The sequence below is a fragment of the Micromonospora sp. C81 genome (assembly GCF_018070425.1).
Classification (GTDB): Bacteria; Actinomycetota; Actinomycetes; order Mycobacteriales; family Micromonosporaceae; genus Micromonospora; species Micromonospora zamorensis.
Map to the genome: position 1 here is coordinate 1 of NZ_JAGPXS010000028.1, position 24,032 is coordinate 24,032.

At 71.6% G+C, this 24,032-nt stretch carries 21 protein-coding genes; 11 read left to right on the plus strand and 10 right to left on the minus strand.

Features of this window, described 5'->3' with window-relative positions; all coding sequences use genetic code 11:
* Positions 1-193: 193 nt before the first annotated feature.
* A complete protein-coding gene (locus KBX46_RS30175; protein ID WP_210795358.1) occupies positions 194-751 on the minus strand; it encodes a TetR/AcrR family transcriptional regulator in 558 nt (185 codons plus the stop codon).
* An 83-nt stretch (positions 752-834) separates the two neighbouring features.
* Between KBX46_RS30175 and KBX46_RS30180 the strand changes: the two genes are divergently transcribed.
* The 4 genes from KBX46_RS30180 (at position 835) to KBX46_RS30195 (ending at position 5,642) form a co-directional block, all read left to right on the plus strand.
* Positions 835-1,281, plus strand: coding sequence for a DoxX family membrane protein (locus KBX46_RS30180; protein ID WP_210795360.1), 447 nt, complete (start codon positions 835-837; stop codon positions 1,279-1,281).
* Between the two features lie 25 nt (positions 1,282-1,306).
* Positions 1,307-1,789: a MarR family winged helix-turn-helix transcriptional regulator gene (locus tag KBX46_RS30185; RefSeq protein WP_088946177.1), complete on the plus strand. Its 483-nt coding sequence runs from the start codon at positions 1,307-1,309 to the stop codon at positions 1,787-1,789.
* Positions 1,783-3,516, plus strand: coding sequence for an ABC transporter ATP-binding protein (locus KBX46_RS30190; RefSeq protein WP_088946176.1), 1,734 nt, complete (start codon positions 1,783-1,785; stop codon positions 3,514-3,516). Before KBX46_RS30185 ends, KBX46_RS30190 begins: the two co-directional genes overlap by 7 nt.
* Positions 3,517-3,716: 200 nt before the next feature.
* On the plus strand, positions 3,717-5,642 hold the full coding sequence (locus KBX46_RS30195; protein ID WP_374225039.1) for an ABC transporter ATP-binding protein: 1,926 nt from the start codon (positions 3,717-3,719) through the stop codon (positions 5,640-5,642).
* Positions 5,643-5,681: 39 nt separating this feature from the next.
* Here KBX46_RS30195 and thrS read toward each other — a convergent pair whose 3' ends face one another.
* Positions 5,682-6,899, minus strand: a complete 1,218-nt coding sequence (gene thrS, locus KBX46_RS30200; RefSeq protein WP_210795362.1) for a threonine--tRNA ligase — start codon at positions 6,897-6,899, stop codon at positions 5,682-5,684.
* A 523-nt stretch (positions 6,900-7,422) separates the two neighbouring features.
* Here thrS and KBX46_RS30205 point away from each other — a divergent pair.
* From KBX46_RS30205 to KBX46_RS30215, 3 genes are all read left to right on the plus strand, one after another.
* Positions 7,423-8,046, plus strand: coding sequence for a DedA family protein (locus KBX46_RS30205; protein ID WP_088946175.1), 624 nt, complete (start codon positions 7,423-7,425; stop codon positions 8,044-8,046).
* Positions 8,047-8,167: 121 nt separating this feature from the next.
* On the plus strand, positions 8,168-8,500 hold the full coding sequence (locus tag KBX46_RS30210; protein WP_141907871.1) for a helix-turn-helix domain-containing protein: 333 nt from the start codon (positions 8,168-8,170) through the stop codon (positions 8,498-8,500).
* A 140-nt stretch (positions 8,501-8,640) separates the two neighbouring features.
* Complete coding sequence (locus KBX46_RS30215; protein ID WP_088946174.1) at positions 8,641-9,282, plus strand: DUF998 domain-containing protein; 642 nt, start codon at positions 8,641-8,643, stop codon at positions 9,280-9,282.
* Here the strand turns inward: KBX46_RS30215 and KBX46_RS30220 are convergent.
* Positions 9,239-10,642 carry an NAD(P)H-quinone dehydrogenase gene (locus KBX46_RS30220; RefSeq protein WP_210795364.1) on the minus strand — a complete coding sequence of 468 codons (1,404 nt, stop codon included), beginning with the start codon at positions 10,640-10,642 and terminating at the stop codon, positions 9,239-9,241. The genes KBX46_RS30215 and KBX46_RS30220 overlap by 44 nt on opposite strands.
* Before the next feature lie 106 nt (positions 10,643-10,748).
* Here KBX46_RS30220 and KBX46_RS30225 point away from each other — a divergent pair, with 106 nt between their 5' ends.
* Positions 10,749-11,204, plus strand: coding sequence for a gamma-glutamylcyclotransferase (locus tag KBX46_RS30225; RefSeq protein ID WP_088946172.1), 456 nt, complete (start codon positions 10,749-10,751; stop codon positions 11,202-11,204).
* A gap of 75 nt (positions 11,205-11,279) precedes the next feature.
* On the opposite strand, the gene KBX46_RS30230 is transcribed toward KBX46_RS30225, so the two are convergent.
* The 4 genes from KBX46_RS30230 to KBX46_RS30245 form a co-directional block, all read right to left on the minus strand.
* On the minus strand, positions 11,280-12,191 hold the full coding sequence (locus tag KBX46_RS30230; RefSeq protein WP_308159741.1) for a GNAT family N-acetyltransferase: 912 nt from the start codon (positions 12,189-12,191) through the stop codon (positions 11,280-11,282).
* 108 nt (positions 12,192-12,299) lie between these two features.
* The gene (locus KBX46_RS30235; RefSeq protein WP_088946170.1) at positions 12,300-13,034 is read right to left on the minus strand and encodes a hypothetical protein; all 735 of its coding nucleotides are present in this window, start codon (positions 13,032-13,034) and stop codon (positions 12,300-12,302) included.
* Positions 13,035-13,138: 104 nt separating this feature from the next.
* Positions 13,139-14,167 carry a hypothetical protein gene (locus KBX46_RS30240; protein ID WP_210795368.1) on the minus strand — a complete coding sequence of 343 codons (1,029 nt, stop codon included), beginning with the start codon at positions 14,165-14,167 and terminating at the stop codon, positions 13,139-13,141.
* 4 nt (positions 14,168-14,171) lie between these two features.
* Positions 14,172-14,804 (minus strand): MBL fold metallo-hydrolase, encoded by a 633-nt coding sequence (locus KBX46_RS30245; RefSeq protein ID WP_088946168.1) that lies wholly within the window; start codon positions 14,802-14,804, stop codon positions 14,172-14,174.
* 93 nt (positions 14,805-14,897) lie between these two features.
* Here KBX46_RS30245 and KBX46_RS30250 point away from each other — a divergent pair, with 93 nt between their 5' ends.
* Positions 14,898-15,863, plus strand: a complete 966-nt coding sequence (locus tag KBX46_RS30250; protein ID WP_374225040.1) for a DUF4349 domain-containing protein — start codon at positions 14,898-14,900, stop codon at positions 15,861-15,863.
* Here KBX46_RS30250 and KBX46_RS30255 read toward each other — a convergent pair.
* Positions 15,820-17,079 (minus strand): amidohydrolase, encoded by a 1,260-nt coding sequence (locus tag KBX46_RS30255; RefSeq protein ID WP_210795372.1) that lies wholly within the window; start codon positions 17,077-17,079, stop codon positions 15,820-15,822. The genes KBX46_RS30250 and KBX46_RS30255 overlap by 44 nt on opposite strands.
* Before the next feature lie 440 nt (positions 17,080-17,519).
* Positions 17,520-19,103 (minus strand): methylmalonyl-CoA mutase, encoded by a 1,584-nt coding sequence (locus tag KBX46_RS30260; RefSeq protein ID WP_210795374.1) that lies wholly within the window; start codon positions 19,101-19,103, stop codon positions 17,520-17,522.
* 206 nt (positions 19,104-19,309) lie between these two features.
* On the opposite strand from KBX46_RS30260, the gene KBX46_RS30265 reads away from it, so the two are divergent.
* Both KBX46_RS30265 and KBX46_RS30270 read left to right on the plus strand, forming a co-directional pair.
* Entirely contained in the window at positions 19,310-21,379 is a 2,070-nt protein-coding gene (locus tag KBX46_RS30265) for a serine/threonine-protein kinase (RefSeq protein ID WP_210795376.1), read from the plus strand.
* Between the two features lie 48 nt (positions 21,380-21,427).
* A complete protein-coding gene (locus KBX46_RS30270) occupies positions 21,428-23,095 on the plus strand; it encodes a phospho-sugar mutase (RefSeq protein WP_210795378.1) in 1,668 nt (555 codons plus the stop codon).
* A gap of 208 nt (positions 23,096-23,303) precedes the next feature.
* Here the strand turns inward: KBX46_RS30270 and KBX46_RS30275 are convergent, their stop codons facing one another.
* Positions 23,304-23,981 (minus strand): GPP34 family phosphoprotein, encoded by a 678-nt coding sequence (locus tag KBX46_RS30275; protein ID WP_088946163.1) that lies wholly within the window; start codon positions 23,979-23,981, stop codon positions 23,304-23,306.
* Positions 23,982-24,032: the final 51 nt, after the last annotated feature.

The window sequence follows — 24,032 nt, forward strand, 5'->3', positions numbered from 1 at the left end:
GGCCTCGACGAAGTCGCCCACGAGATGAACACCCGCCCCCGCCAGACACTCGGCTGGGCAACCCCAGCCGAGCGCCTGGACCACCTCATCGCCACCTGACGATTGCACTCACCCCTTGACCCCAAGCGGCGTGTCATGGCAATAACTTCATGATCGACCGAGAAAGGCCGAGGCCGGCGGGGGCACCGCGCTCTCAGGTGGCCAGGCGGCGTAGGACTTCGCGGGCTGCCTTGCGGGGGTTGTCGCCCACCCGCTCGGGCAGCGCGCCGGCCAGCCAGAGGGTGGCGAAGCCGTGGGCGATCGACCAGGCGGCGAGCGCGTCCCGGTCGGTGTCACCGGGGGCGCCACCGGTGGGCAGGGTGGCCACCCCGGAACGGAGCGCGGCGCCGGAGCGCTCCCGGGCCGCGATCAGCTCGGCGTCGTCGGCCCGGTAGAACTCGGGCCGGAACATCACCTCGAAGTACGCGCGGTGCGTGACGGCGAAATCGACGTACGCGACGCCGGCCTCCAGCACGTCGTCCGCGTCGATGAGCTTCTGTGCCAGCAGATCGAAGCCCTGGGCGGCAAGCGCGGTGAGCAGGCCCGCCTTGTCGCCGAAGTGGTGCGCGGGCGCGGCGTGCGAGACACCGGCCCGACGGGCGAGGTCGCGCAGACTCAGCGCGGCGGGCCCGACCTCCTCGATGGCCTCCAGGGCTGCGGCGAGCAGGGCGCGGCGCAGGTCGCCGTGATGGTACGCACGCGTCTCGGTCATGCCCCAATCCTATCTTGTCATTGACAAGATGCTTCCCCGGCGCGCAATCTTGTCACTGACAAGTTTCGCCGAGGAGGTTTTCGATGGCACCCCTGATCGCTCTGGTCGTCGGCACCGCGCTGGCCCGACTCGCCGGCCTGGCCGGCATCTCCGCACTGGACGGTTGGCATCCCGCACTACGGGTCGGGCTGGCCGTGATGTTCGCGCTGACCGCCGTCGCGCACTTCGTCGGTCAGCGCCGAGCGGACCTGATCGCGATGGTCCCGCCGCGGCTGCCCCGCCCGGATCTGCTGGTCACGCTCACCGGCGTGCTGGAGCTGGTCGGCGCGGTCGGCCTGCTGATCCCGGCGACCGCCCGGGTGGCGGCGGCCGGGCTCGCCCTGCTCATGCTGGCGATGTTCCCGGCCAACGTCTCGGCCGCCCGCCGGAGGCTCACCCTCGCCGGGCGTCCCGTCACCCCGCTCGCACAGCGCACGGTCCTGCAGATCGTGTTCGTCACCACTGCTGCGGCAATTTCGTTTGGGCCCTGACTATCAGGGAGCTAATCTACCCGTCGTGGAACTCGTGACCCTCCAGGACGTGCCGCTCGGCCGACTGCTGGTGGTGGCCGGGCACCTGGTCGGGCAGCGGTGGAACCGCTACCTCGCCGAGGAGCACGGCCTCACCCAGGCCGGCATGGTCACCCTGATGACACTCGCCCGACACGGCGAGCTGCCCCACCGGGAGGTCGCCGAGAAAGGCTTCGTGCGCCCGGCGACCCTCACCGGCATCGTGGACACGCTGGCCCGGGAAGGGCTCGTCGAGCGGCAACGCGACGACAGCGACCGACGCAGCGTCCGACTCGCCCTCACCCCCGCCGGGCGGGAGCGAGTGTCCGCGCTCAGCGCACTGATGCACTCCGGACGCCCGCTCACCTCGGTCGACGCCGACCCGGTGAAGGCCCAGGTGATCCGCGAGTTCCTGTTGGAGGTCATCGGCAGCGGGGACGACCCGCGGATGACCGGACGCCCTACCGAACCGAAGGATCCGGCGTGCTGATCCGACTGTTGCGCAGCCAACTGCGCACCTACCAACGACCGTTGCTGGCGGTGGTGCTGCTCCAGTTCGTGGGCACCATGGCCTCGCTCTACCTGCCCAGCCTCAACGCCGACATCATCGACCAGGGCGTGGCGCGCGGCGACACCGACTACATCGTGCGCACCGGCGGGTGGATGCTGCTGGTCAGCCTCATCCAGATCGTCTGCTCGATCGCCGCGGTCTACCTCGGCGCGCGGGTCGCGATGGGCTTCGGCCGGGACGTACGCGCCAGGCTGTTCGGGCACGTCAACCGCTTCTCCGCCCGCGAGGTGGCCCGGTTCGGTGCGCCGTCGCTGATCACCCGCAACACCAACGACGTGCAACAGGTACAGATGCTCGTGCTGATGAGCTGCACGATGCTCGTCGCGGCGCCGATCATGAGTGTCGGCGGCGTGTTCATGGCGCTGCGCGAGGACATCGGGCTGTCCTGGCTGATGCTGGTCAGCGTGCCGGTGCTGGCCATCACGCTCGGTGCGATCATCCGCCGGATGGTGCCGGGCTTCCGGCTCATGCAGACCCGGATCGACACGGTCAACCGGGTGCTGCGCGAGCAGATCACCGGCATCCGGGTGGTCCGCGCGTTCGTCCGCGAGCCGTACGAGACGGACCGCTTCGGCGTCGCCAACGCCGACCTGACCGCCACCGCGCTGCGGACCGGCCGGCTGATGGCGTTGATCTTCCCGGTGGTCATGCTGGTGCTGAACGTCTCCAGCGTGGCGGTGCTCTGGTTCGGCGCACAGCGCGTGGACTCCGGCGCCATCCAGGTCGGCGCGCTCACCGCGTTCCTGCAATACCTCATGCAGATCCTGATGGCCGTGATGATGGCCACCTTCATGCTGATGATGGTGCCCCGGGCCGCGGTCTGCGCCGAGCGGATCACCGAGGTGCTGGACACCGACTCCTCGGTGGTCCCCGCCGCCGAGCCGGTCACCGACCTGCCCACCCGGGCCGAGTTGGAGATGCGCGGGGTGCGCTTCCAATATCCGGGCGCGGTCGACCCGGTGCTTCGGGACATCTCCTTCCGGGCCACCCCGGGCACCACCACGGCGATCATCGGCAGCACCGGCGCCGGCAAGACGACGCTGCTGTCGTTGATTCCCCGTCTGGTCGACGTCACCGGGGGCGCGGTGCTGGTCGACGGGGTGGACGTGCGGGAGTTGGCACCGGACGAGCTGTGGCGACGTATCGGCCTGGTGCCGCAGCGGCCGTACCTGTTCACCGGGACGGTCGCCAGCAACCTGCGGTACGGCAACCCCGACGCCACCGACGAGGAACTCTGGACGGCGTTGGAGATCGCCCAGGCCCGGGACTTCGTGGCCCAGATGCCGGGCGGTCTGGAAGCACCGATCGCCCAGGGCGGCACCACCGTCTCCGGTGGACAGCGGCAGCGCCTGGCCATCGCGCGGGCGCTGGTCCGGCAACCGGAGATCTACCTCTTCGACGACTCGTTCTCCGCGCTCGACCTGGGCACCGACGCGCGGCTGAGAGCGGCACTGCGGCCGGTCACCGCGCAGTCCGCAGTCGTGATCGTCGCCCAACGGGTCTCCACGATCATCGACGCCGACCAGATCATCGTTCTTGAGGACGGAGGGGTCGTCGGAGTGGGACGACACACCGAGTTGTTGGAGACCTGCCCGACGTACGCCGAGATCGTGGCCTCCCAGCAGACGGCGGAGGTGGCGGCATGAGCGAGCCCGACAACACGCGCACCCCGGCCGTACCCAGTCAGAAGCCGGCCGGCGACGGACGGACACCGGATGAGACCGCGCAGCAATCCGGCGGGGGACCCGCGCAGCAACCCGGCGGGGAAACCGCGCCGGAGACCGGCGGTGGCGCGGCGACGCCGAAGCGGCTGCCACCCGGCGGTCAGCGCGGTGGCCCGGGATGGATGAGCGCCGGGATGCCCGCCGAGAAGTCGATGAACTTCGGGCCCTCGGCCCGCCGGTTGCTCGGCCGCCTGCGCTCACACCGGCTGCACCTGGCCGCGATCATCACGCTCGCGGTGGTGAGCGTCGGGTTCAGCGTCGCCGGGCCGAAGATCCTCGGCCACGCCACCGACCTGATCTTCACGGGCGTGATCGGCCGGCAACTGCCCGCCGGCACCACCGCCGACCAGGCCGTTGCCGCGGCCCGGGCCAGCGGCAACGACAGCTTCGCCGACATGCTGGCCCGGATGGACGTGGTGCCCGGGGCGGGCATCGACTTCAACGCCCTGAAGCGGGTGCTGCTGCTGGCCCTCGGGCTGTACCTGGCCGCGAGCCTGCTCTCCTGGTGGCAGGGCTGGCTGCTCAACGGGGTGGTCCAGCGCACCGTCCTGCGGCTGCGCGCCGAGGTGGAGGAGAAGCTCAACCGGCTGCCGCTGCCCTACTTCGACCGGCAGCCGCGCGGCGAGCTGCTGAGCCGGGTCACCAACGACATCGACAACATCTCCACCAGCCTCCAACAGACCCTCAGCCAGCTGCTCACCTCGCTGCTGACCGTGGTCGGCGTGCTGGCCGTGATGTTCTGGATCTCGCCGCTGCTGGCCCTGGTGGCCCTGGTCGCGGTGCCCCTGTCGGTACTGGTCACCCAGCGCATCGCCAAGCGCTCGCAGAAGCAGTTCATCGCCCAGTGGACGCACACCGGTGAGCTGAACGGTCAGATCGAGGAGGCGTACACCGGTCACGAGCTGGTGAAGGTCTTCGGCCGGCAGCGTGAGGTGGAGGCCGCGTTCCACGCGAAGAACGACGAGTTGTTCCGCGCCAGCTTCGGGGCGCAGTTCGTCTCCGGGATCATCATGCCGTCGATGATGTTCATCGGAAACCTGAGCTACGTGGCGATCGCCGTGGTCGGCGGGCTGCGGGTCGCCTCCGGGACGATGAGCCTCGGCGACGTGCAGGCGTTCATCCAGTACTCCCGCCAGTTCACCCAGCCGCTCACCCAGCTCGCGTCGATGGCCAACCTGCTCCAGTCCGGGGTGGCCTCGGCCGAGCGGGTGTTCGCGGTGCTCGACGCCGACGAGCAGACGCCCGACCCGGTCGAACCCGCCCGGGTCGCCGACCCGCACGGTCGGGTCGAGTTCGAGCACGTCTCGTTCCGCTACGAGGCGGACAAGCCGCTGATCGACGACCTGTCGCTGGTCGCCGAGCCGGGGCACACGGTGGCCATCGTCGGCCCGACCGGCGCCGGCAAGACCACGCTGGTCAACCTGGTCATGCGCTTCTACGAGCTGGACGCCGGCCGGATCACGCTCGACGGTGTGGACATCACGACGATGCGCCGCGACGACCTGCGCGGCCGGATCGGCATGGTGCTCCAGGACACCTGGCTCTTCGGCGGCACCATCCGGGACAACATCGCCTACGGGCGGCCGGACGCCACCGAGGAGCAGATCCTCGCGGCGGCCCGGGCCACCTTCGTGGACCGGTTCGTGCGCAGCCTGCCCGACGGCTACGACACGGTCATCGACGAGGAGGGCAGCAACGTCAGCGCCGGCGAGAAGCAGCTCATCACCATCGCCCGCGCGTTCCTCGCCGAACCGTCCCTGCTGATCCTCGACGAGGCCACCAGCTCGGTGGACACCCGCACCGAGGTGCTGCTCCAGCGGGCGATGGCCGCGCTGCGTTCGGACCGGACCAGCTTCGTCATCGCGCACCGGCTCTCCACCATCCGGGACGCCGACCTGATCCTGATGATGGAGAACGGCCGGATCGTCGAACAGGGCACCCACGAGCAGTTGCTCGCCGCCCATGGCGCGTACCACCGGCTCTACCGCTCCCAGTTCACCGGTGCGGTGGTCGACGAGGAACCGGCCGCCCAACCGGCGTCGGTCTGAGGTCGGGCGGCCGTGCGCGCGAGACGATCGGTGGGCGGGTCAGTCCGACGGCAGCAGGTCGGTCGCGCGAGCGGCGACCTGCCCGCCGATCAGGGCGAGCGCGGCTTCGGCGGGCATCGGGTCCAGGGCACGGCCGCCGCGCAGGCGCAGCGCGAGACGACCATCGGCGGCCTCCCGGGCACCCAACACCCCGAGGTACGGGACGCGGCGGCGGGCCGCGTCCCGGATCCGCGAACCCAGCGAGCCGGCGGCGTCGACCTCGACCCGCAGGCCGGCGTCGGCAGCCCGCCGGGCCAGGTCCGCCGCCGCGTCCGCCTGACCGTCGTCGACCGGCAGCAACACCAGCTGGACGGGCGCGTACCAGGCCGGGAAGGCGCCCTCGTGCACCTCGATGAGGTACGCGAACAGCCGCTCCATGCTGCCGACCAGGCTGCGGTGCAGCATGACCGGCCGATGCCGGCTGCCGTCGGCACCGGTGTACGACAGGTCGAAGCGCTCGGGTTTGTCGAAGTCGAGTTGGATGGTGGAGATGGTCGACTCCCGGCCGGCCGCGTCCACGATCTGAATGTCGATTTTCGGTCCGTAGAAGGCGGCCTCCCCGGGCGCCTCGACGTACGCCATCCCGGCCAGCGCGGCGCGGAGCAGGTCCTCCGCACGGGCCCACTGCGCGTCGTCGCCGACGTACTTCTCGCCCGGCCCCCGCAACGACAGCCGGAAGCCGGCCGGTCGGACGCCGAGCGCGGCGTGCGCGGCACGGATCAGCCCGAGGATCTCCGCGACCTCCGCGCCCACCTGTTCGGGCGCGCAGAAGGTGTGCGCGTCGTTGAGCGAGATGGCACGTACCCGGGACAGCCCACCGAGCACCCCGGAGCGCTCCGAGCGGTACATCCCGCCCAGCTCCGCGATCCGCAGCGGCAACTCCCGGTAGGAGCGGCCCCGAGCCCGGAACACCAGCGCGTGGTGCGGGCAGAGCGCCGGTCGGAGCACGAACTCGTCGTCGGCGCTGAGCCGCATCGGCGGGAACATGTCGTCGGCGAAGTAGCCGAGGTGCCCGGAGAGCTCGAAGAGTTCGCGTTTGCCCAGCGGCGGCGAGTAGACGTGCTGGTGGCCGGAGCGACGCTCCAACTCCCGGACGTACTCCTCGACGGCGTGCCGGGCGGCGGCGCCGGCCGGCAGCCAGATCGGCAGGCCGGCGCCGGCCAGCGGATCGGAGACGAAGAGGTCCAGCTCACGGCCGAGCCTGCGGTGGTCGATCATGTCGGGCTCCTGGATCGGGTACGACCCGGAGGCGACCTGGACACCGAACGCCGCGCGGCCATCCGGGGCGGATCGCCCCGGGGCCTGGTCGACGTTGGTTACGTCAGAGCGGCGCGCCGGGGACACCCGGCGTCGTGGTCACCACTACCGCACTGCGCATGCCGCGATGCTACGTCTCAGGCGGTCCAGGACGCACCTGAATTACGACAGTGGGAGAGCGGGCAGGGGGTGGGCCGCCGGCGCGGGACCCGCCGGCGGCCCTGGCGGCCCGAAACGTCAGGAACGGGGGACCCGACGGGCGTGGCCGCGCCGACAACGGTACGCCGACGAACGCCGATCCGCCGACCGCTCCGGGACGGTTGGGACGGCCACCGAACCCGTCACCCGAGGCCGGTTCGCCTCGTTGTACCTGGGTGGCCTGGCCGTGTCGACGGTCACGACGGGCCAGGGCCGTCCACGGTGACGGCGGACACGCCGTCAGGCTCAAGACACCCAATCGGCCGCATCCGGCGAGGTGGCAGGCGTGCCCGAACTACTGACTGACGTCGCATCGCCGACGTGGGCGTACCTGGTGCTGCTCGCTCTGCTGATCGCGGACGCCTTCGTGCCGGTGATCCCCACCCAGATCGTCATGATCACCAGTGGCGCCCTCACCGTCTACGGCGGGCTCAGCCTGCCGGTCACCATCGCCGTCGGCGCGCTCGGCGTGTTCGCCGGCGACCTGGCCTGCTACCTGCTCGGGCGCAGCGCACCGGACCGGCGGCCACCCCGGCACGCCGAGCTGAGCCGCGCCCGCCGAGTGGCCAGTCGGGTCACCCAGGGGCTGCGACAACCCGGGCCGCTGGTCATCCTGCTCTGCCGGTTCGTGCCCGGCGGCCGGATGGCGGCCTGCTTCTCGGCCGGGCGCAGCCGCTACCCGTACCGTCTGTTCGTGCTCTACGAGGCGGTCGCCGCGCTGGGTTGGGCCACCTACGGCGCGATGGTCGGGCACCTGGGCGGCACCGCTCTCACCGAGTCGGCCTGGCGGTTGGCCATCATCGCCACCGCCGCCGCAGGCGGGTTCGCCGCAGCCGGATGGGCGATGACGCTGGTCAGCGCCCGCCACGCCCGCGCCGCCGCCGCAGTCGTCAAGGTCCCCATCGACTGAGTGTCGCCAGACCAACGGGTATAAGCTGTGCTTATATCGACTGCATGTGGTACAAGACGGCGGTGCCGTTGGCGGATGACCGCTTCCAGGAGCACCTCTCCAGCCTGAAGGAAACGCAAAGATGACCGGTGGAGCTGACTGGCGGGACGTCAAGGCGAAGGCCCGGGAGCTCGATCCGTCCTGGGAACATCCGGACCGGGCTGCCCGGCGGGCTCAGCAGCGTGAGCAGATGCTGGCATCGGTCAGCGGCGCGCAGCTGGCAGAGATCCGCAAGCAGCTGGGGATGACGCAGACCCAACTAGCTGAAGCGGCGGGGTTGTCCCAGGCGAGGATCAGCCAGATCGAGAATGGCGAGCACACCAGCCTGGAAACCCTCCGCGCCTACGTCACCGGCCTGGGCGGTCACCTAGACATCGTCGCCCGCATCGGGAACATCCACCTGAACGTCGCTTGACCTGGTGTAGGTCATCTCAGGGCTCGGAGCTTGCCGCCGCACGGGACCAATGACGCCGTTGCCTCTAGGGGTGGTCCCGGGGGACGATTTCGGTGGCTGTCCCGGATTCGGCTGGGGTGCCCGCGGCGACAGGCTGAGGCATGCCTGTTACCCGGAGTACCGGCCTGCTGGCCCTGGGCGGGATCGCCCTGGCGGCGCTGCTCACCGTGATCGGCCACCTCGAAGTCAACGACGACCTCAACCCGTGGGCATTGACCATCAGCGACTTCGCGGTCTCCGACCGAGGCGGCGTCATCGACGTCGCCATGGTGGTGCTCGCGCTCGCCACTGTGGCGCTGCTGTACGGGCTGCGCCGCGCCGACCCACCCCGATCGCGCTCGGCTCGAACGGCCGAGCTGCTGCTCGGCGCATGGGTGGGTGGACTGCTGCTGGCCGCCGTGGTGCCGACCAACGAGCCGGGCACCGCCATGACCACCGCCGCCTACCTGCACCGGTACGCCTCGGTCGTCGCCTTCCTGGCACTCCCGGTCAGCGGTTGGCTGCTCGCCCGCCGCCCGGCCCTGACCCCCGCCGCCCGGACGCTACGAACCCTCGTCCTGCTCAGCCTCGCCCTGGCGGCGGCGATGATCTGGTCCGCCTACCCCGGCGACCGAATGCTCATCGGCCTGGCCGAACGCCTCCTCATCCTCACCGAGGTAGCCGTCCTGGCCACGGTGGCGGTAACCCAGACCCGGCGGGTCACTCCAGCTCGTGGAGCATCAGCTGGCGTGCTGCTTCGGTGATCGAGCCGGAGAGGCTCGGGTAGATGGTGATGGTCTGGGCCAGCTCGTTGACCGTCAGGTTGTTCTCCACCGCCATGGTGATGGGCAGGATCAGCTCGCTGGCCTTCGGGGCGACCACCACACCGCCGATCACCTGACCGCTCGCCGGCCGGCAGAACAGCTTCACGAAGCCGTCCGAGAGGTCGTCCATCTTGGCCCGGGCGTTGCCGGACAGCGGCAGCATCACCTGCCGGGCCGGCACCTTGCCCGCGTCCACCTCGTCCTGCGAAACACCCACGGTCGCCAGCTCCGGGTCGGTGAAGACGTTCGCCGCGACGGTACGCAGCCGCAGCGGGCGAACCGCTTCGCCGAGCGCGTGCCACATGGCGATCCGGCCCTGCATGGCGGCGACACTGGCCAGCAGCAGCACGCCCGTGCAGTCGCCGGCGGCGTAGATGCCGGGCACGTTGGTCCGGGAGGCCCGGTCGACTGTCACGTAGCCGCCCCGGCCCAGCTCCACCCCGTACTCGGCGAGGCCCAGGTTGGCCGTGTTCGGGATCGACCCGACCGTGATCAGCGCGTGCGAACCGGTCACCTTGCGGCCGTCGGAGAGCTCCACCTCGACACCGTCGGCGGTACGCCGGACCGCGTCGGCCCGGGAGTTGTTGAGGATCTCCATGCCCCGGTTGCGGAACACCCGCTCGATGGCGGACGCGGCGTCGGCGTCCTCGTGCGGCATCACCCGGTCCCGGCTGGAGACCAGGGTGACCTGGACCCCCATCGCCAGGTACGCGCTGGCGAACTCCGCGCCGGTCACACCGGAGCCGACCACGATCAGGTGCTCGGGCAGCTCCGGCAGGTCGTACACCTGGCGCCAGGTCAGGATGCGCTCACCGTCCGGTACGGCGGTGGGCAACTGGCGGGGTGTCGAGCCGGTGGCCACCAGCACTGTCGATGCGGCGATGGAGTATTCCTCGCCCCCGTCGGCGGGGGTGACGACGACCCGGTGGGTATGCCCGAGGGAATCCTCGCCGAGCCGCGCGGTGCCGGCCACGAAGGTGACGCCCGCCTTGAGCAGCTTGGCGTGGATGTCGGCGGACTGCGCCAACGCCAGCCGCTTGACCCGCTCGTGCACCGCCCGGGCGTCGACGGTGACCGCCTCCAGGCCGTCCGAGTGCACCCCGAACTCCTCGGTGTCCCGGTAACCGGTCACCACTTGCGAGCTGGCGATGAAGGTCTTCGACGGCACACAGTCGGAGAGCACACATGCTCCACCGGCACCGTCGGCCTCCACCACTGTGACATCGGCGTCCAGCTGGGCGGCGACCAGAGCCGCCTCGTACCCGGCCGGCCCCCCACCGATGATCACGATCCGGCTCACAGCGTTCGCCCTTCGTCCATGCTCACAGTGACTTTCTTCTCCTGAGCGCATTCGACACGCACTGTCGTATTCTCCCCCACCCGTCCGCCGGGCTATCGTCATCGCCGTGCGTCATCACGCCGCCTACGGCTCAAATCTCGATCCCGCCCGGATGCGCGCCTACTGTCCGCATTCGCCGATGGTGGGCACCGGCTGGCTGGAAGGCTGGCGGCTGACCTTCGCCGGGGCTGACGTGATCGGCTGGGAGGGCGCGGTGAGCACCCTGGTCGAGTCTCCCGGTGATCGGGTCTTCGTGGCGCTCTACGACATCCACCCCTACGACGCGGGTCAGCTCGACGAGCTCGAGGGGGTGACCGCCGGCACGTACCGCAAGCTGCACGTCCGGGTCTCCACCCTCGACGGGGACGTGACCGCGTGGATCTACGTCTTCAACGGGTACGAGGGCGGCCTTCCGACCTCGTGGTATCTGTCCGAGATCGCGAACGCCGCCGAGAAGGCGGGCGCCCCGGACGACTACGTCACCGAGCTGCGGTCCCGCCCCACCGGCACCGCATCGGCGTAGCAGCGCGTATCGCACGCTCCCAGTCTGCTACCGCCGTCGACCGGATCGTCGGTCGGGCCCGACCGGGGTCGTCAATCACACACCGGCGGCCGGAACGGAAAGCTCGTACATGCCGATCCACAGGGTTCCCCGCAGGCCCACCGACTCGTACAACGACAACGGGGCGGTCGGGTTGGTGAGGTCCACACCCAGTCCGACGGACTGCCGCCCCTTCTCGGCGTAGCGGGCGAAGGCGCGGCGCAGCAGCGCCGCACCCACACCCCTGCGACGGTACGCGGACAGCACCGACAGACTCTTCACCCAGCCCTGCTGCTGGTCGAGCGCCTGGTCCGAGGACTGCAACGCGCCGACCGGCACCCCGTCCACCTCGGCGACGAACCACTCGTCCCAGGCGTTCAGGTCACCGATCCGGGCCCGCCACCGCTCGTACGACACCGGCTCGTGATCGGCGGTGTCGGCGAAGGCGGTCTCGGTGATGCGGTGGAACTCCCGCAGGTCGGACTCGTCGTCGGGGCGTACCTGCCGCACCGTCACACCGGACGGCCCGGCGGGCTGCTCGGGCAGGTCGGTCAGCGGCCCGCTCATCCGGACGTACCTCTTGACCAGGGTGAACCCGACGTCGCGCAGGCTCCGTTCCCAGTCACGTTCCGGCGCGAAGACCGCGCAACGGACGGTGAGCGACGGCAGCCCCCGGTCGGCGGCGCGCTCGGCGACCCGGTCCAGTTGTCGGGCCAGCAGCGGCGCCCGGACGGTCGCGGCGCGTACCGGGTCGACGTAGATCTCCACGAACTCCCGGCCGACCCCGGTGGGGTTGTCCACCGTCGCCCAGCCGACCACATCGCCCTCCGGGTCGACCGCCAGCCAGGAATCCCGGGACGGGTCGAAGTAGGGGGCGGTCAGTGACGCGGCGACGTCCTCGGCGTCGAAGTCGGGATGGCCAATGGCGAAGGTGTCGGCGGCGTGCACCACCGCCAGGATCGCGGGCACGTCGTCGAGGGTGGGCCTGCGCGTTGTCCAACCAGCGGGAAGAGTCACGGCAGAACATCCTGGCAGCCGACCTCGTCGGGCGCCGCCCATTTTTCGCCGGCGGGAGGCTCAGGCGAGGTGGGCCCGGGTGCGGTGCAGCAACTCGACCAACTCGTTGCCGTCGGCGGGGCCGAGGGCCGTGAACGCCGGAGCGGCCAGTCTGTTGGTCACGGCCTCCGCCCAGAGTCGTCGACGCACCAACGGCCCGATCGGCGGGTACGGAGGCGACCAGCCGCAGGCCACCGCCCCGGCCTCCCCTTCCGGCCCGGACAGCACGGCCTCCAGCGGGGTCATCCCGGCGGCGCGCACCGCCAACAGGTAGGCGCCGGTGAAGTGTTCGCGGAGCAGCCGCAGCCCGGCTGCGGTGCGGGCGCCCGGGGAGAGGTCCGGCAGGGGCATGGCCCGCCACGCGGCGAAGAGCGGCATCCCGCTGGCGTCCGCGGCGACCACCGCCCGCTCGACGAGTGTCGCCAGGCGTTCGGTGCCGGGCAGAGCGCCGAGCTGCTGCGCCCCCCACCGACAGCACTCGGCGAGGCTCGCGGCGGCCACCTCGAACGGGGGCACGACCCGGCCTGCGGCGTCCCAACCGTCGGCGACCGCGTCCGGGGCGATGAAGCCGAGAGCGGCGGCGGCCGTCTCGGCCCGCACATCGCCGAGGGCACCGGCCCGACCACCGATGTAGAAGGCCCAGCCGGAGATGCCGAGCAACCGGGCCCGGCGCAACGTGACCGGGTCCCGGCTGAACGCGTCGCCGAGGTCGAGCACGACTGGTTTGCTGGCCGCGGCGGCCTGCTCCGGTGTCATTCGCGCACCACAGTCGACCAGCCCGACCCGTCGCCCACGACGAATCCCCGATCCGGGGTTACCCGCCGTGGACGGTCCGCACACCCGTAGTCGTCCATCGATGGTCAGTCTGCCGCGCCAGCGCCCCCGTCCGCATCCCCCTCTTCGGCCGCCAGCGCCTCTATGGCCCCCTCCACCTCACCCGCGCGCCGCCGAGCCACGGTGACCGCTCGTTCCGCGGCCCGCCGAGCCAGTTTGGCGCGGCTGAGATCCTGCTCGGCGACCGCCCGCCGCCGCTCCAGTTCGGCCAGCTCGGCCTCGATCCCGTCGAGTACGGCAACGCCGTCCCGCTCCTGCCCGGTCGCCTCGGTCAGCTCGGCCTCGACGCGCTTCTGGTAGGCCTGGGCCAGGGCCAGCTCCCGTTCCAGGGCACGGCGCTGCCGGGCCCGCTCGGCGCGGGCCGCCCGCTGCGCAGCCCGCTCGGCCTGCTCGGCGCGCCCCGCTGCCCGGTCCTTGCGGGAGGCGGCCCGGTCCGTGCCCGGTGCTGCCCGGTCCGTGCGGGTCGCCGGCTCGGGGCGCGCCCGCTGGGCACCGGGTCGGCGGGCCGGGCGCTCCTCCTCCTCCGGCTCCTCGTCGTCGCCGGTGACCAGCCGCAGTTGTGGGCGGGGCACCTCGCCGAAACCCGCGTAGCTGGCCGCCCGGAGCAGGCGGCCGGCCCGGACCTGCTCGGCGACCTCGGCGTCGGAGAACGCCGCGTTGAGGGTCGCCTCCACCTCGGCCAGCGGCAGTCGACCCGCCGGTGGCGCGTCCGGCTCCGCCGCGGCGAGCTTGCGGACCTCGGCGACCAGGGCACCGACCACCGCCCGACGCTGCGCGGACAACTCCCGCAGCCGGGGGCCACGCAGCTCCCGCTGGGCGGTGCGCAGCTCGTCGGCGAGCTCGACCAGGTCGGCGACCAGCTCGGGGCGCCTGATTGCGAGCAGGTTCACCAGCCAGGCGGCCACCGTCGGGCGACGGAGCCGGGCCAACTGTCGCGCGGTGCTCGGGTCGCCGGCTCGGCGGGCGTCGGCCACGGCGGCGTCCCGGGCGGCCACGAACCGGTCCGGTGGGGTGCGGTAGAGCTGCTGCACCAACTCCGTCGAGGGGCCGGGCATCGGGTCAGACGTCCACCCGGCTACCGGGCTCCAGTCGCTGGTACTCGGTGCCGGACATCGCCGTGTACTGCCGGTTGAGCACACCCAGCCCGTTCTCGTTGAGCAGGGCGTCGTGCAGGGCGTACGCGCGCCGCGGCGCGACAGCCCGAATGAAGTCGAGCACCTCGGAGAACTTCGACCAGGGGGCGTGGATCGGCGCGAAGAGCGTGTCGACGGGTGTCTCGTCGGGCACCACCAGTGAGTCGCCCGGGTGGTAGACCGCGTCGTTGATCAGGTAACCGAGGTTGTCCACCACCGGGATGTCCGGGTGGATCACCGCGTGCCGCCCTCCGTACGCGCGGACGGCGACCCCGGCGGCGGTGAACGACTGACCGGCGGTGACCGGGTGCAGTGCCTCGGCCGCGTCGCCCAGGGCCTCAGCGAGCGAGGCGGGACCGTGGATCGGGAACGGTTGCCGGTCGAGCTGCAGGCGCACCGCCGCGAGGTCGAGGTGGTCGGGGTGCTCGTGGGTGATCAGCACCGCGTCCGCACCGTCCAGAGCCACCGCTGGATCGCCGAACATGCCGGGGTCGATGACGAGCACTCCCCCGTCGTGCTCCACGCGGAGGCAGGAGTGGGCGTACTTGGTGAGCCGCATCGTGACTCCTCGATTATCGAATCGTGACGTCCTCAGCGCAGTCTGCCGGAACCAGCCGACGCGTGCGCAGCGTCCGAGCTATCGCCACACCGGATAACGACGATGGGAGCGGGGATGGACGGAAAGGTGGTACGACGCCACAGCACACTGCTGGCGGCGACGGCGCTGGCGGCGACGCTGGTGCTAACGGGATGCGGCGCCGGCGACGACAGCGGGTCGAAGGATTCCGCGAGGTCGGCGGCCGAGGCGCCAGCAAAGGCCGGCGAGGCGAACAGGGACGCCGCCGCTGCGGACGCGGCGGGGGCGGCCGGGGCCGGGGCCGCGGACCTGCGGGTCGACCAACGGGCGATCATCTACACCGGAACGATGCGTGTGCAGGTGGACGATGTGGACGCGGCGGCCCGCGAGACCACCGCCATAGCCACTCGGGCCGGTGGCTTCATCGGGGGCGACCAGCGGCGCAGCGCCGACGCCGACGCGGTGGCGGAGTTGCAGTTGCGAGTGCCGGCGCCGAAGTTCGCCGGCGTGGTGGAGGAGATCGCGAAGCTGGGTCGGCAGCAGAACCGGGAGATCAACACCCAGGACGTCACCGAGGAGACCGTCGACCTGGACGCCCGGATCACCAGTCAGCGGGCCCGGGTGGACAGCGCCCGCCGGTTGCTGACCCGCGCCACCTCGATCACCGACCTGGTGTCGTTGGAGAACGAGCTGGGTCGCCGGGAGGCCGACCTGGCGTCGCTGGAGGCCAAGAAGCGACGCCTGGCCGACCTGACCGCCCTGTCCACGATCACCGTGTCGCTGGCCGGGCCGGCCGCCAAGGCCGCCGATGAGAAGGCCGAGACCGGCTTCCTGGTCGGGCTCAAGGGCGGTTGGAAGGCGTTCGTCGCCTCGTTGACCGTCCTGCTCACCGTGCTGGGCGCGCTGCTGCCGTGGCTGGTGGCGCTCGGCGTACCCCTGGGGGTCTTGCTGGTGGTGTTGCGCCGGCGACGGAAGATCCCGGCTCTGGTCGGTCCGGTCAGCGCGCCGCCGCCAGTGCCCGCAGCGCGGTCTGCACCATGACGCGTACGCCGGCCGGGATGGCCCGCTCGTCCACGTCGAAGCTTGCCCGGTGCAGGTCGACGTTGGGGCCGGAGCGGCCCACGCCGAGACGGGCGAGGGCGCCGGGGACGTACTCCAGATACCAGGAGAAGTCCTCGCCGCCCATGCTCTGCGGTGTCTCGGCGATCCCTTGCGGGCCGAGCGCGGCGCCGGTGGCGGCGGTGAGCACCTGGATGGCCCGCGAGTCGTTGCTCACCGGCGGCCGGCCGCGAAGGTATTCCAGATCGACCGTGGCGCCGGTCGGGGCGATCACGTCCCGGACGACCTGAGCGACGATCTTGGGAGCCTGCTCCCAGGTGTCGCGGTCCATCACCCGCAGGGTGCCGGAGGCGCTCGCCTCGGAGGGGATGACGTTGTAACGGGTGCCGGCCGAGGCGTGGCCGAAGACCAGCAGCAGGCCACTGTTGGCCGGCACCCGGCGGCTGACCAGGGCGGGCACTTCGGTGATCAACCGGCCGAGCGCGTCGACCAGGTCGACGGTCAGGTGCGGACGGGCGGTGTGACCGCCCGGCCCGGAGAGCCGGACCGTGACGTTGTCGGCAGCCGCCGTGATCGGGCCGACCCGCAGGCCGACCTGACCCACCGGCAGGTTCGGGTCGCAGTGCAGCGCGAAGATCTGCACCACGTCGTCCAGGCCGCCCGCCTCGATGACCTCCAGCGAGCCGCAGGGCAGGATCTCCTCGGCCGGCTGGAAGATCAGCCGGACCCGGCCGTCCAGCTCGCCGAGGTCGGCGAGCTGGGCCAGCAGCATGCCGACGCCGAGCATGATCGTGGTGTGCACGTCGTGGCCGCAGGCGTGGCAGACGCCCTCCACGGTGGAGCGGTACGGCACGTCCTTGATGTCGTCCAGCGGCAGGGCGTCGATGTCGGCGCGCAGCGCGACGACCGGGCCGTCGGGGCGGCCGTCGATGTCGCAGATCACGCCGTTGCCCTTGGGCAGCAGCCGAGGGTGCAGCCCGGCCAGCGAGAGCTCCCGGGCGATCAGGGCCGCCGTCTCGAACTCCGTGCCGGAGAGCTCGGGGTGCGAGTGGAGGTAACGGCGCGTGGCGATGAGCCCCGGTACCCGGAGGGCGAGGAGGTGGTCCAGGTCGCGGGGAAGGGGCTGGGACCCGGGTGGCGTCTCCGGCCAGGACGACGCCAGCTGGCCACCAGTGGGCAGCGTCAACGCACTCGTCACGTCGAATTCTCGATCACTAGAGATGGATGGATCATCGGGGACAGCAGACAGCCTAGACCTCCGGCGGTGACGCTGCGCAACCTCGTTACGGTGATGATCAGACCGCGTAGCGTCACGTATGCCCTGCTGAGGGCGCTCGGAGATGTGCGGGACAGCAGGTAGATCGTGCTCGAATGCCGTCATGCGCCCCTCACCTCCTACAACGCGTAACCAACCGTGGCGGTCGCGATTCCGGAGTGCCACTCCGGGACCCTGTTGCAAATTGTCGCATTAGTCGGGGTGGTGAACTGACACTCCGACAATTAGCCGACCACGCTCCGCGACGACCGGATAAGGACGCTCACACGCACGCGTCGACCACGGGCGCACACTGTGTGCGTCCGTGGCCGAAGGGGTACCCGCTGAACCGGACGGACACACGCCGTCGCGGCCAGCGACGGTCAGAAGCGATCGGTGGGCCGGTACAACCCCCACACCTCGCGCAACGTCCCGCAGACCTCGCCCACTGTCGCCCGGGCCCGCAGCGCCGCCTTCATCGGGTAGAGCACGTTGTCGGTGCCCTCGGCGGCGGTCCGCAGATCCGCGAGGGTCCGGGTCACCTCGTCGGCGTCCCGCTCGGAGCGCAGCCGCGCCAGCCGGTCAGCCTGGGCCGCCTCGATCGTCGGGTCGACCCGCAGCGGCTCGTACGGCTCCTCCTCGTCCACGGTGAACCGGTTGAGCCCGACGACCACCCGCTCGCCCGAGTCGATCTCCTGGGCGATCCGGTACGCGGACTGCTCGATCTCCCGCTTCTGGAACCCGGCCTCGATCGCGTCCACCGCCGAGCCGTGGTCGGCCACCCGCTCCATCAACTCGACGGCGGCGGCCTCGATCTCGGCGGTCATCGCCTCCACCACGTACGAGCCGGCGAACGGGTCGACGGTGGCGGTCAGGTCCGTCTCGTACGCCAGCACCTGCTGGGTCCGCAGCGCGAGCCGGGCCGCCTTCTCGGTGGGCAGAGCGATCGCCTCGTCGAAGCTGTTGGTGTGCAGCGACTGGGTGCCGCCGAGCACCGCGCCCAACCCCTGTACCGCCACCCGGACCAGGTTCACCTCCGGCTGCTGCGCGGTGAGCTGCACGCCGGCGGTCTGGGTGTGGAAGCGCAGCATCATCGACTTCGGATCCTTGGCGCCGAAGTCGTCGCGCATCAGCCGGGCCCAGATCCGCCGGGCGGCGCGGAACTTCGCCACCTCCTCCAGCAGTGTGGTGCGGGCCACGAAGAAGAACGACAGCCGGGGCGCGAAGTCGTCCACGGCGAGCCCGGCGGCCAGCGCCGCCCGCACGTACTCCACGCCGTTGGCCAGGGTGAACGCGATCTCCTGCGCGGGCGTCGCGCCGGCCTCCGCCATGTGGTAGCCGGAGATGGAGATGGTGTTCCACTTCGGCACCTCCTTGCGGCAGTACGCGAACGTGTCGGCCACCAGGCGCAGCGACGGCTTCGGCGGGAAGATGTACGTCCCCCGGGCGATGTACTCCTTGAGGATGTCGTTCTGGATCGTGCCGTTGAGCGCCGTGCCGGGCACCCCGTTCTCCTCGGCGACGAGCTGGTAGAGCAGCAGCAGCACCGAGCCGGGCGCGTTGATGGTCATCGAGGTGGAGACCTTGTCCAGCGGAATGTCGGCGAAGAGCAGCCGCATGTCCTCGATGGAGTCGATGGCGACGCCCACCTTGCCGACCTCGCCGTGCGCGATCGGCTCGTCGGAGTCGTAACCCATCTGGGTCGGCAGGTCGAAGGCGACCGAGAGGCCCATCGTGCCGGCCCGCAACAGCTGGTGGTAGCGCGCGTTGGACTCGGTGGCGGTGCCGAAGCCGGCATACTGGCGCATGGTCCACGGACGGGAGGTGTACATCGTGGGGTAGACCCCCCGGGTGTACGGGAACTCGCCGGGGCTGCCCAGCCGGGAGTCCAGGTCCTCCGGAAGGTCGGCCTCGGTGTAGACGCCGTTGATCGGGAAACCGGACTCGCTTGACCGCCGTTCACTCATCCCCGGATGGTAGGACGCCTGGCCACACCCTCGCGTGAGGGATACCGCACAGTGCGTCCCGACCGGTCGACACCAGGTGAACGACAGGGCACGTTCTGTCGACTTCGATAAACGTCCGCCGCGTCGGCTTTCGCATCGGGCGTCGGAACCAGCAAGATAGGGGGGTTGTGTCCCAGCCCCCCTCGATTTCCCCCGGTGGCTTTTCTGTGACTCAGATCCCGACGTGGAGCGGCGGACCAGTTAGTCCCGCCAACGGACGAGCGGCGCCCGGCACCACCATTGGTGGCCGGTACTCGCTGCGGTCCTCGGTGGGCAACGGCGGCATGGGCACGGTGTGGCGTGCCACAGACACCCTGCTGCGCCGTGACGTGGCGGTGAAGGAGGTCGTCCTTCCTCCGGGTCTGGCCCCCAGCGACCGCGACGCCATGTACGAACGCACCCTGCGCGAGGCCCGCGCCGCCGCCGCCATCCAGCACCCCGCCGTGGTGCAGGTGTACGACGTGGTCACCGAGGCCGGCCGGCCGTGGATCGTGATGGAGCTGCTGGACGCCCGCAGCCTCGCCGACATGGTGATCGAGGACGGTCCGGTGGCACCCCGGGCCGTCGCCAAGATCGGCATCGCGCTGCTCGGCGCGTTGGAGGTCGCACACGCGATCGGCGTGCTGCACCGGGACGTGAAGCCCGCCAACGTGCTGATCTGCACCGACGGGCGCTGCGTGCTGACCGACTTCGGGGTCGCCCGGATGCCCACCGACGTGCAGCTCACCACCCCCGGCATGGTGCTCGGCTCACCGCACTTCATCTCGCCCGAGCGCGCCATGGGCCAGGAGTTCGGGCCACCGAGCGATCTCTTCTCGCTGGGTGTGACGCTCTACACAGCAGTCGAGGGACGCCCCCCGTTCGACAAGGGCGACCCGATCGAGACCATGCACGCCGTGGTCGAGGACCCGCCCGCCCCGCCACAGCGCAGCGGCCCGCTGACCCGGGTGCTGATGGGTCTGCTGGAAAAGGACCCGGCGCGCCGGTTGGACGTGCACACCGCCCGGGCCATGCTGCGCGAGCTGCTCGCCGGCCCGTTGGGCAGCACCGCGACCGCCGTGCACTCGGTCACCGACCCGTACAACGTGGTGCCGGTGCAGCAGCGCCCGGTGCCCGTCCTGCCGCCGCCCCAGCCGGAGCCGAAGCCGGACAGCCAGATCGGCGGGCCCGCCATGCTGGCCCCCGGTGAGTCCCTGACCGACCGGCTGGCGGCGCTGAGCCGGGGCGAACGCCCGGAGCCGACCGGCACTGCCGGCGCCACCGGGCTCGACGAGACCAGCGCCGACGCGTTGGCCGGCCCGCTGCACACACCCACCGGCGCGATGCCCCCGCCCGGCCGACAGTCCGCTGGGCGCGCCTACGGCCGCAACGCGGACGCCACCCAGCGCGTGGACGCCGGCGCGCACCCGGACGCCACCCAGCGGGTCACCTACGGCACCCCGGCCGGTGCCACCCAGCAGGTCGGCTACGGCGGCGCACCGGAGGCCACCCAGCGCATCGGCGGCACCTACGGCGGCAACCAGTGGTCGGTGCCGGGCACCGGCCAACCCTGGGCCACGTCGCCCGCCGCTTCCGGCGGTGACGGCGGCGGCGCTCTGGGCAAGGTCCGCGCCACCGGTGGCCAGCTCGTCAGCACCGTCAAGGGCTGGCCACGCAAGGTGCAGCTCGCCGCGGCCGGCGGGTTGGCCGTCGTGCTGCTGCTCACCGTGGTGGCGCTCTCCGGCGGCGACGACGACGCCCCGCCGAGCACTCCCCAGGCGCAGCCCACCCCGTCCGCCGCAGCGGCGCCGAGCGTCGAGATGCAGGAACACACCGCCCGCGGCATCCAGCTCATGGTGCCGAAGGGCTGGAAGAAGGCCACCGGCGGTTCCTACACCGACTACATCGACCCGGAGGACAGCGGCCGCAAGGTGCGCATCATCACCGAGAAGTGGTCCAGCGACTCCAACCGCTGGGCGGAGACGGCGGAGAACGGCCTCAAGACCAGGAGCACCTCCTGCGTCAAGCCATACCAGCAGGTCAGCGCCACCGAGACCGAGCTGGCCAGCAAGCCGGCCGCCGAGTTCGAATACACCTGCGGCGAGGGCGACGCCATGCGGCACGGCGTCTGGCGTGGGGTGGCCGAGGGCGGCAAGGCGTACTCGTTCTACCTGACCTCGACGGACACCAAGTTCGCGGAGAGCAAGCCGATCTTCGACGAGATGGTGCGGACGTTCCAGCTCACCGGGGACGGCTGAGCCGGAGGGAACCGACAGCGGTGATCCGCCGCCGTGCTATCAAGGGGCATGGCGGCGGACACGACTGACATCGACGACATTCGCGAGCAAGCCCGGCGCTGGCTGGCCGACGACCCCGACCCGGCCAGCCGGGACGAGCTGACGGCGGTGCTCGACCGGTTGCCGGCGAGCGCGCCGGAGCTGGCCGACCGGTTCGCCGGCCCGCTGACCTTCGGCACCGCGGGCCTGCGCGGCCCACTGCGGGCCGGCCCGAACGGAATGAACCTCGCCGTGGTCACCCAGGCCGCTGCCGGCCTGGTCGGCTGGCTCGCGGCCCAGGGTGGCACCGGCCCCCTGGTGATCGGGTACGACGCTCGGCACGGCTCCCGGGAGTTCGCCGAGCGCACCGCCCAGGTGGCCACCGGGGCGGGTCGACCGGCGCTGCTGCTGCCCCGCCCGCTGCCCACCCCGGTGCTGGCGTACGCGGTGCGCCACCTCGGCGGAGTCGCCGGTGTGATGGTCACGGCCAGCCACAACCCACCCCAGGACAACGGCTACAAGGTCTACCTCGGCGCGGAGCTGGGCGGTGAACTGGGCTGGGGCGCGCAGATCGTGCCGCCCGCCGACGCCGGCATCGAGGCGGCCATCCGATCGGTCGGCCCGCTGACTGAGGTGCCACTGGGCCCACCCGGGCAGGTGCTCGGCGACGACCTGACCGCCTCGTACGTCGAACAGGCCACCGCCGTGATCGACCCGGACGGGCCACGGGACCTGACGGTGGCGTACACCCCTCTGCACGGGGTGGGCGCGGCGGTGCTCACCGCCGCCTTCGCCCGCGCCGGTTTCCCGGTGCCCGGCGTGGTCCCCGACCAGGCCGAGCCGGACCCGGCGTTTCCGACCGTGTCGTTCCCCAACCCGGAGGAGCCGGGGGCGGTGGACCGGCTGATCGCCCTGGCCGACTCCACCGGCGCGGACCTCGCCATCGCCAACGACCCGGACGCCGACCGTTGCGCGGTGGTCGTCCGTGACGGGCACGACGGCTGGCGGATGCTGCGCGGCGACGAGGTGGGGGTGCTGCTCGCCGACCACCTGATGCGGCGCGGGGTGACCGGGCTCTACGCGACCACCATCGTGTCCTCGTCACTGCTGCGCGCGATGTGCGCGGCCCGCGGCCTGCCCTACGACGAGACGCTGACCGGCTTCAAGTGGATCGTGCGGGCCGGCGGCGGGAGCACGCCCCTGGTCTTCGGCTACGAGGAGGCGCTCGGCTACTGCGTCGCACCGGCGCACGTGCGGGACAAGGACGGCATCACGGCGGCGCTGACCGTGGCCGAGCTGGCCGCCGGCCTGAAGACACAGGGTCGGACGCTGACCGACCGGCTCGACGAGTTGGCCGCCGAGTTCGGCGTGCACCACACCGACCAGCTCTCCGCCCGGGTGGACGACCTGCGGGTGATCACCGATGCGATGGCCAGGATCCGGGCGGACACCCCGACGACCCTGCTCGGTCAGCCGGTGGACAGCGTCCGGGACCTGCTCCCCGAGTCGGACGTGGTGATCCTGCGTACCGCGGCCGCCCGGGTGGTGATCCGGCCCTCCGGGACCGAGCCGAAGCTCAAGGCGTACCTCGAGGTGGTGGAACCGGTCGTGGACGGTGACGTCCAGACGGCCCGCAGCAGGGCGGCGTCGGCCGTCGCCGCGCTCCGCGCTGAGGTCAGCGCGGCCCTTGGCATCTGAACCCCGCAGCGCCCACCCATGACAGGTCCACCCTTTGCTCTGCACCCGCGGAAGCGCCATTGAATGAACAGCGGTCCTCCGCGCCCGACTCCTGCCGGGGGCCCGGCACCGTGGTGCCTGGGTGGGTGCAGAGCAAAGGGCCCGTCGAGCGGGGCCGGAGAGTCAGCGGCGAGGGCCGAGAGTCAGCGGCGGGGGTCAGCGGCGGGGGTCAGCGGCGAGGGCCGAGGGCCTGGTCGACGGCGCGGCCCAGGGCCGCGACGACCAGGCCGACCGACGGGCGGACCACCGAGTCGTCGGTGCTCACCTCGCCGGAGAAGCCGGCGCCGGTGGCGATCGCCTCCAGCCTGCGGCGCGCGTCGGCGGCGGTCTCACCGTCCACCCCGAGCGCCGACTCCATCCGCAGCACCACGACCAGAGTGGCCAGCGCGGCGGTCCGCTCGTCCGGGGCCGCCGCGCCGGTCAGGGCCTCGGCCAGGCGCTGGCGGGTCTCCGCCTCGACGGAGGCGTCGACCACCGGGTAACGGTGCACGTGGATGAAGCCCAGCTCGGTCTCGTCGACGTCGCGGACCACACCCTGGCTGCACAGGTCACCGAGGATCCGGTCCCGCAGGCCGTGCCGCAGGCGCTGCACCCAGGAGGCCGGGGTGTGCGGGGTGTCGGCCGCGATCCGGCTCAGCACCTCGTCGGCGACCGGCTCGCCGGTCGGCGTCGGGTCGGCCACGGTCAACGACCCTTCGGCGTACGCGATCCGGCCGGCGATGGCCAGCTCGACCAGCACCGCGGCGGCCATGCCGAGGTCCAGGCTGATCCGCGGCATGGTCGCCTTGCCGGTCGTGTCGTCGTAGGCGAGGAGCAGCAACTCCTCGGCGAGCGCAACACCAGTCATGGCCCGAGACGGTAGCGGGTCCGCGCACCACCGCGCACGGACCCGCCAGAC

Bases quoted from the DNA above. Each gene is read 5' to 3' on its own strand.
- KBX46_RS30175 (WP_210795358.1), bottom strand. From the start codon at position 751: ATGACCGAGACGCGTGCGTACCATCACGGCGACCTGCGCCGCGCCCTG.
- KBX46_RS30180 (WP_210795360.1), top strand. From the start codon at position 835: ATGGCACCCCTGATCGCTCTGGTCGTCGGCACCGCGCTGGCCCGACTC.
- KBX46_RS30195 (WP_374225039.1), top strand. From the start codon at position 3,717: ATGAGCGCCGGGATGCCCGCCGAGAAGTCGATGAACTTCGGGCCCTCG.
- thrS (WP_210795362.1), bottom strand. From the start codon at position 6,899: ATGATCGACCACCGCAGGCTCGGCCGTGAGCTGGACCTCTTCGTCTCC.
- KBX46_RS30210 (WP_141907871.1), top strand. From the start codon at position 8,168: ATGACCGGTGGAGCTGACTGGCGGGACGTCAAGGCGAAGGCCCGGGAG.
- KBX46_RS30215 (WP_088946174.1), top strand. From the start codon at position 8,641: ATGCCTGTTACCCGGAGTACCGGCCTGCTGGCCCTGGGCGGGATCGCC.
- KBX46_RS30235 (WP_088946170.1), bottom strand. From the start codon at position 13,034: ATGACACCGGAGCAGGCCGCCGCGGCCAGCAAACCAGTCGTGCTCGAC.
- KBX46_RS30240 (WP_210795368.1), bottom strand. From the start codon at position 14,167: ATGCCCGGCCCCTCGACGGAGTTGGTGCAGCAGCTCTACCGCACCCCA.
- KBX46_RS30245 (WP_088946168.1), bottom strand. From the start codon at position 14,804: ATGCGGCTCACCAAGTACGCCCACTCCTGCCTCCGCGTGGAGCACGAC.
- KBX46_RS30260 (WP_210795374.1), bottom strand. From the start codon at position 19,103: ATGAGTGAACGGCGGTCAAGCGAGTCCGGTTTCCCGATCAACGGCGTC.
- KBX46_RS30270 (WP_210795378.1), top strand. From the start codon at position 21,428: ATGGCGGCGGACACGACTGACATCGACGACATTCGCGAGCAAGCCCGG.
- KBX46_RS30275 (WP_088946163.1), bottom strand. From the start codon at position 23,981: ATGACTGGTGTTGCGCTCGCCGAGGAGTTGCTGCTCCTCGCCTACGAC.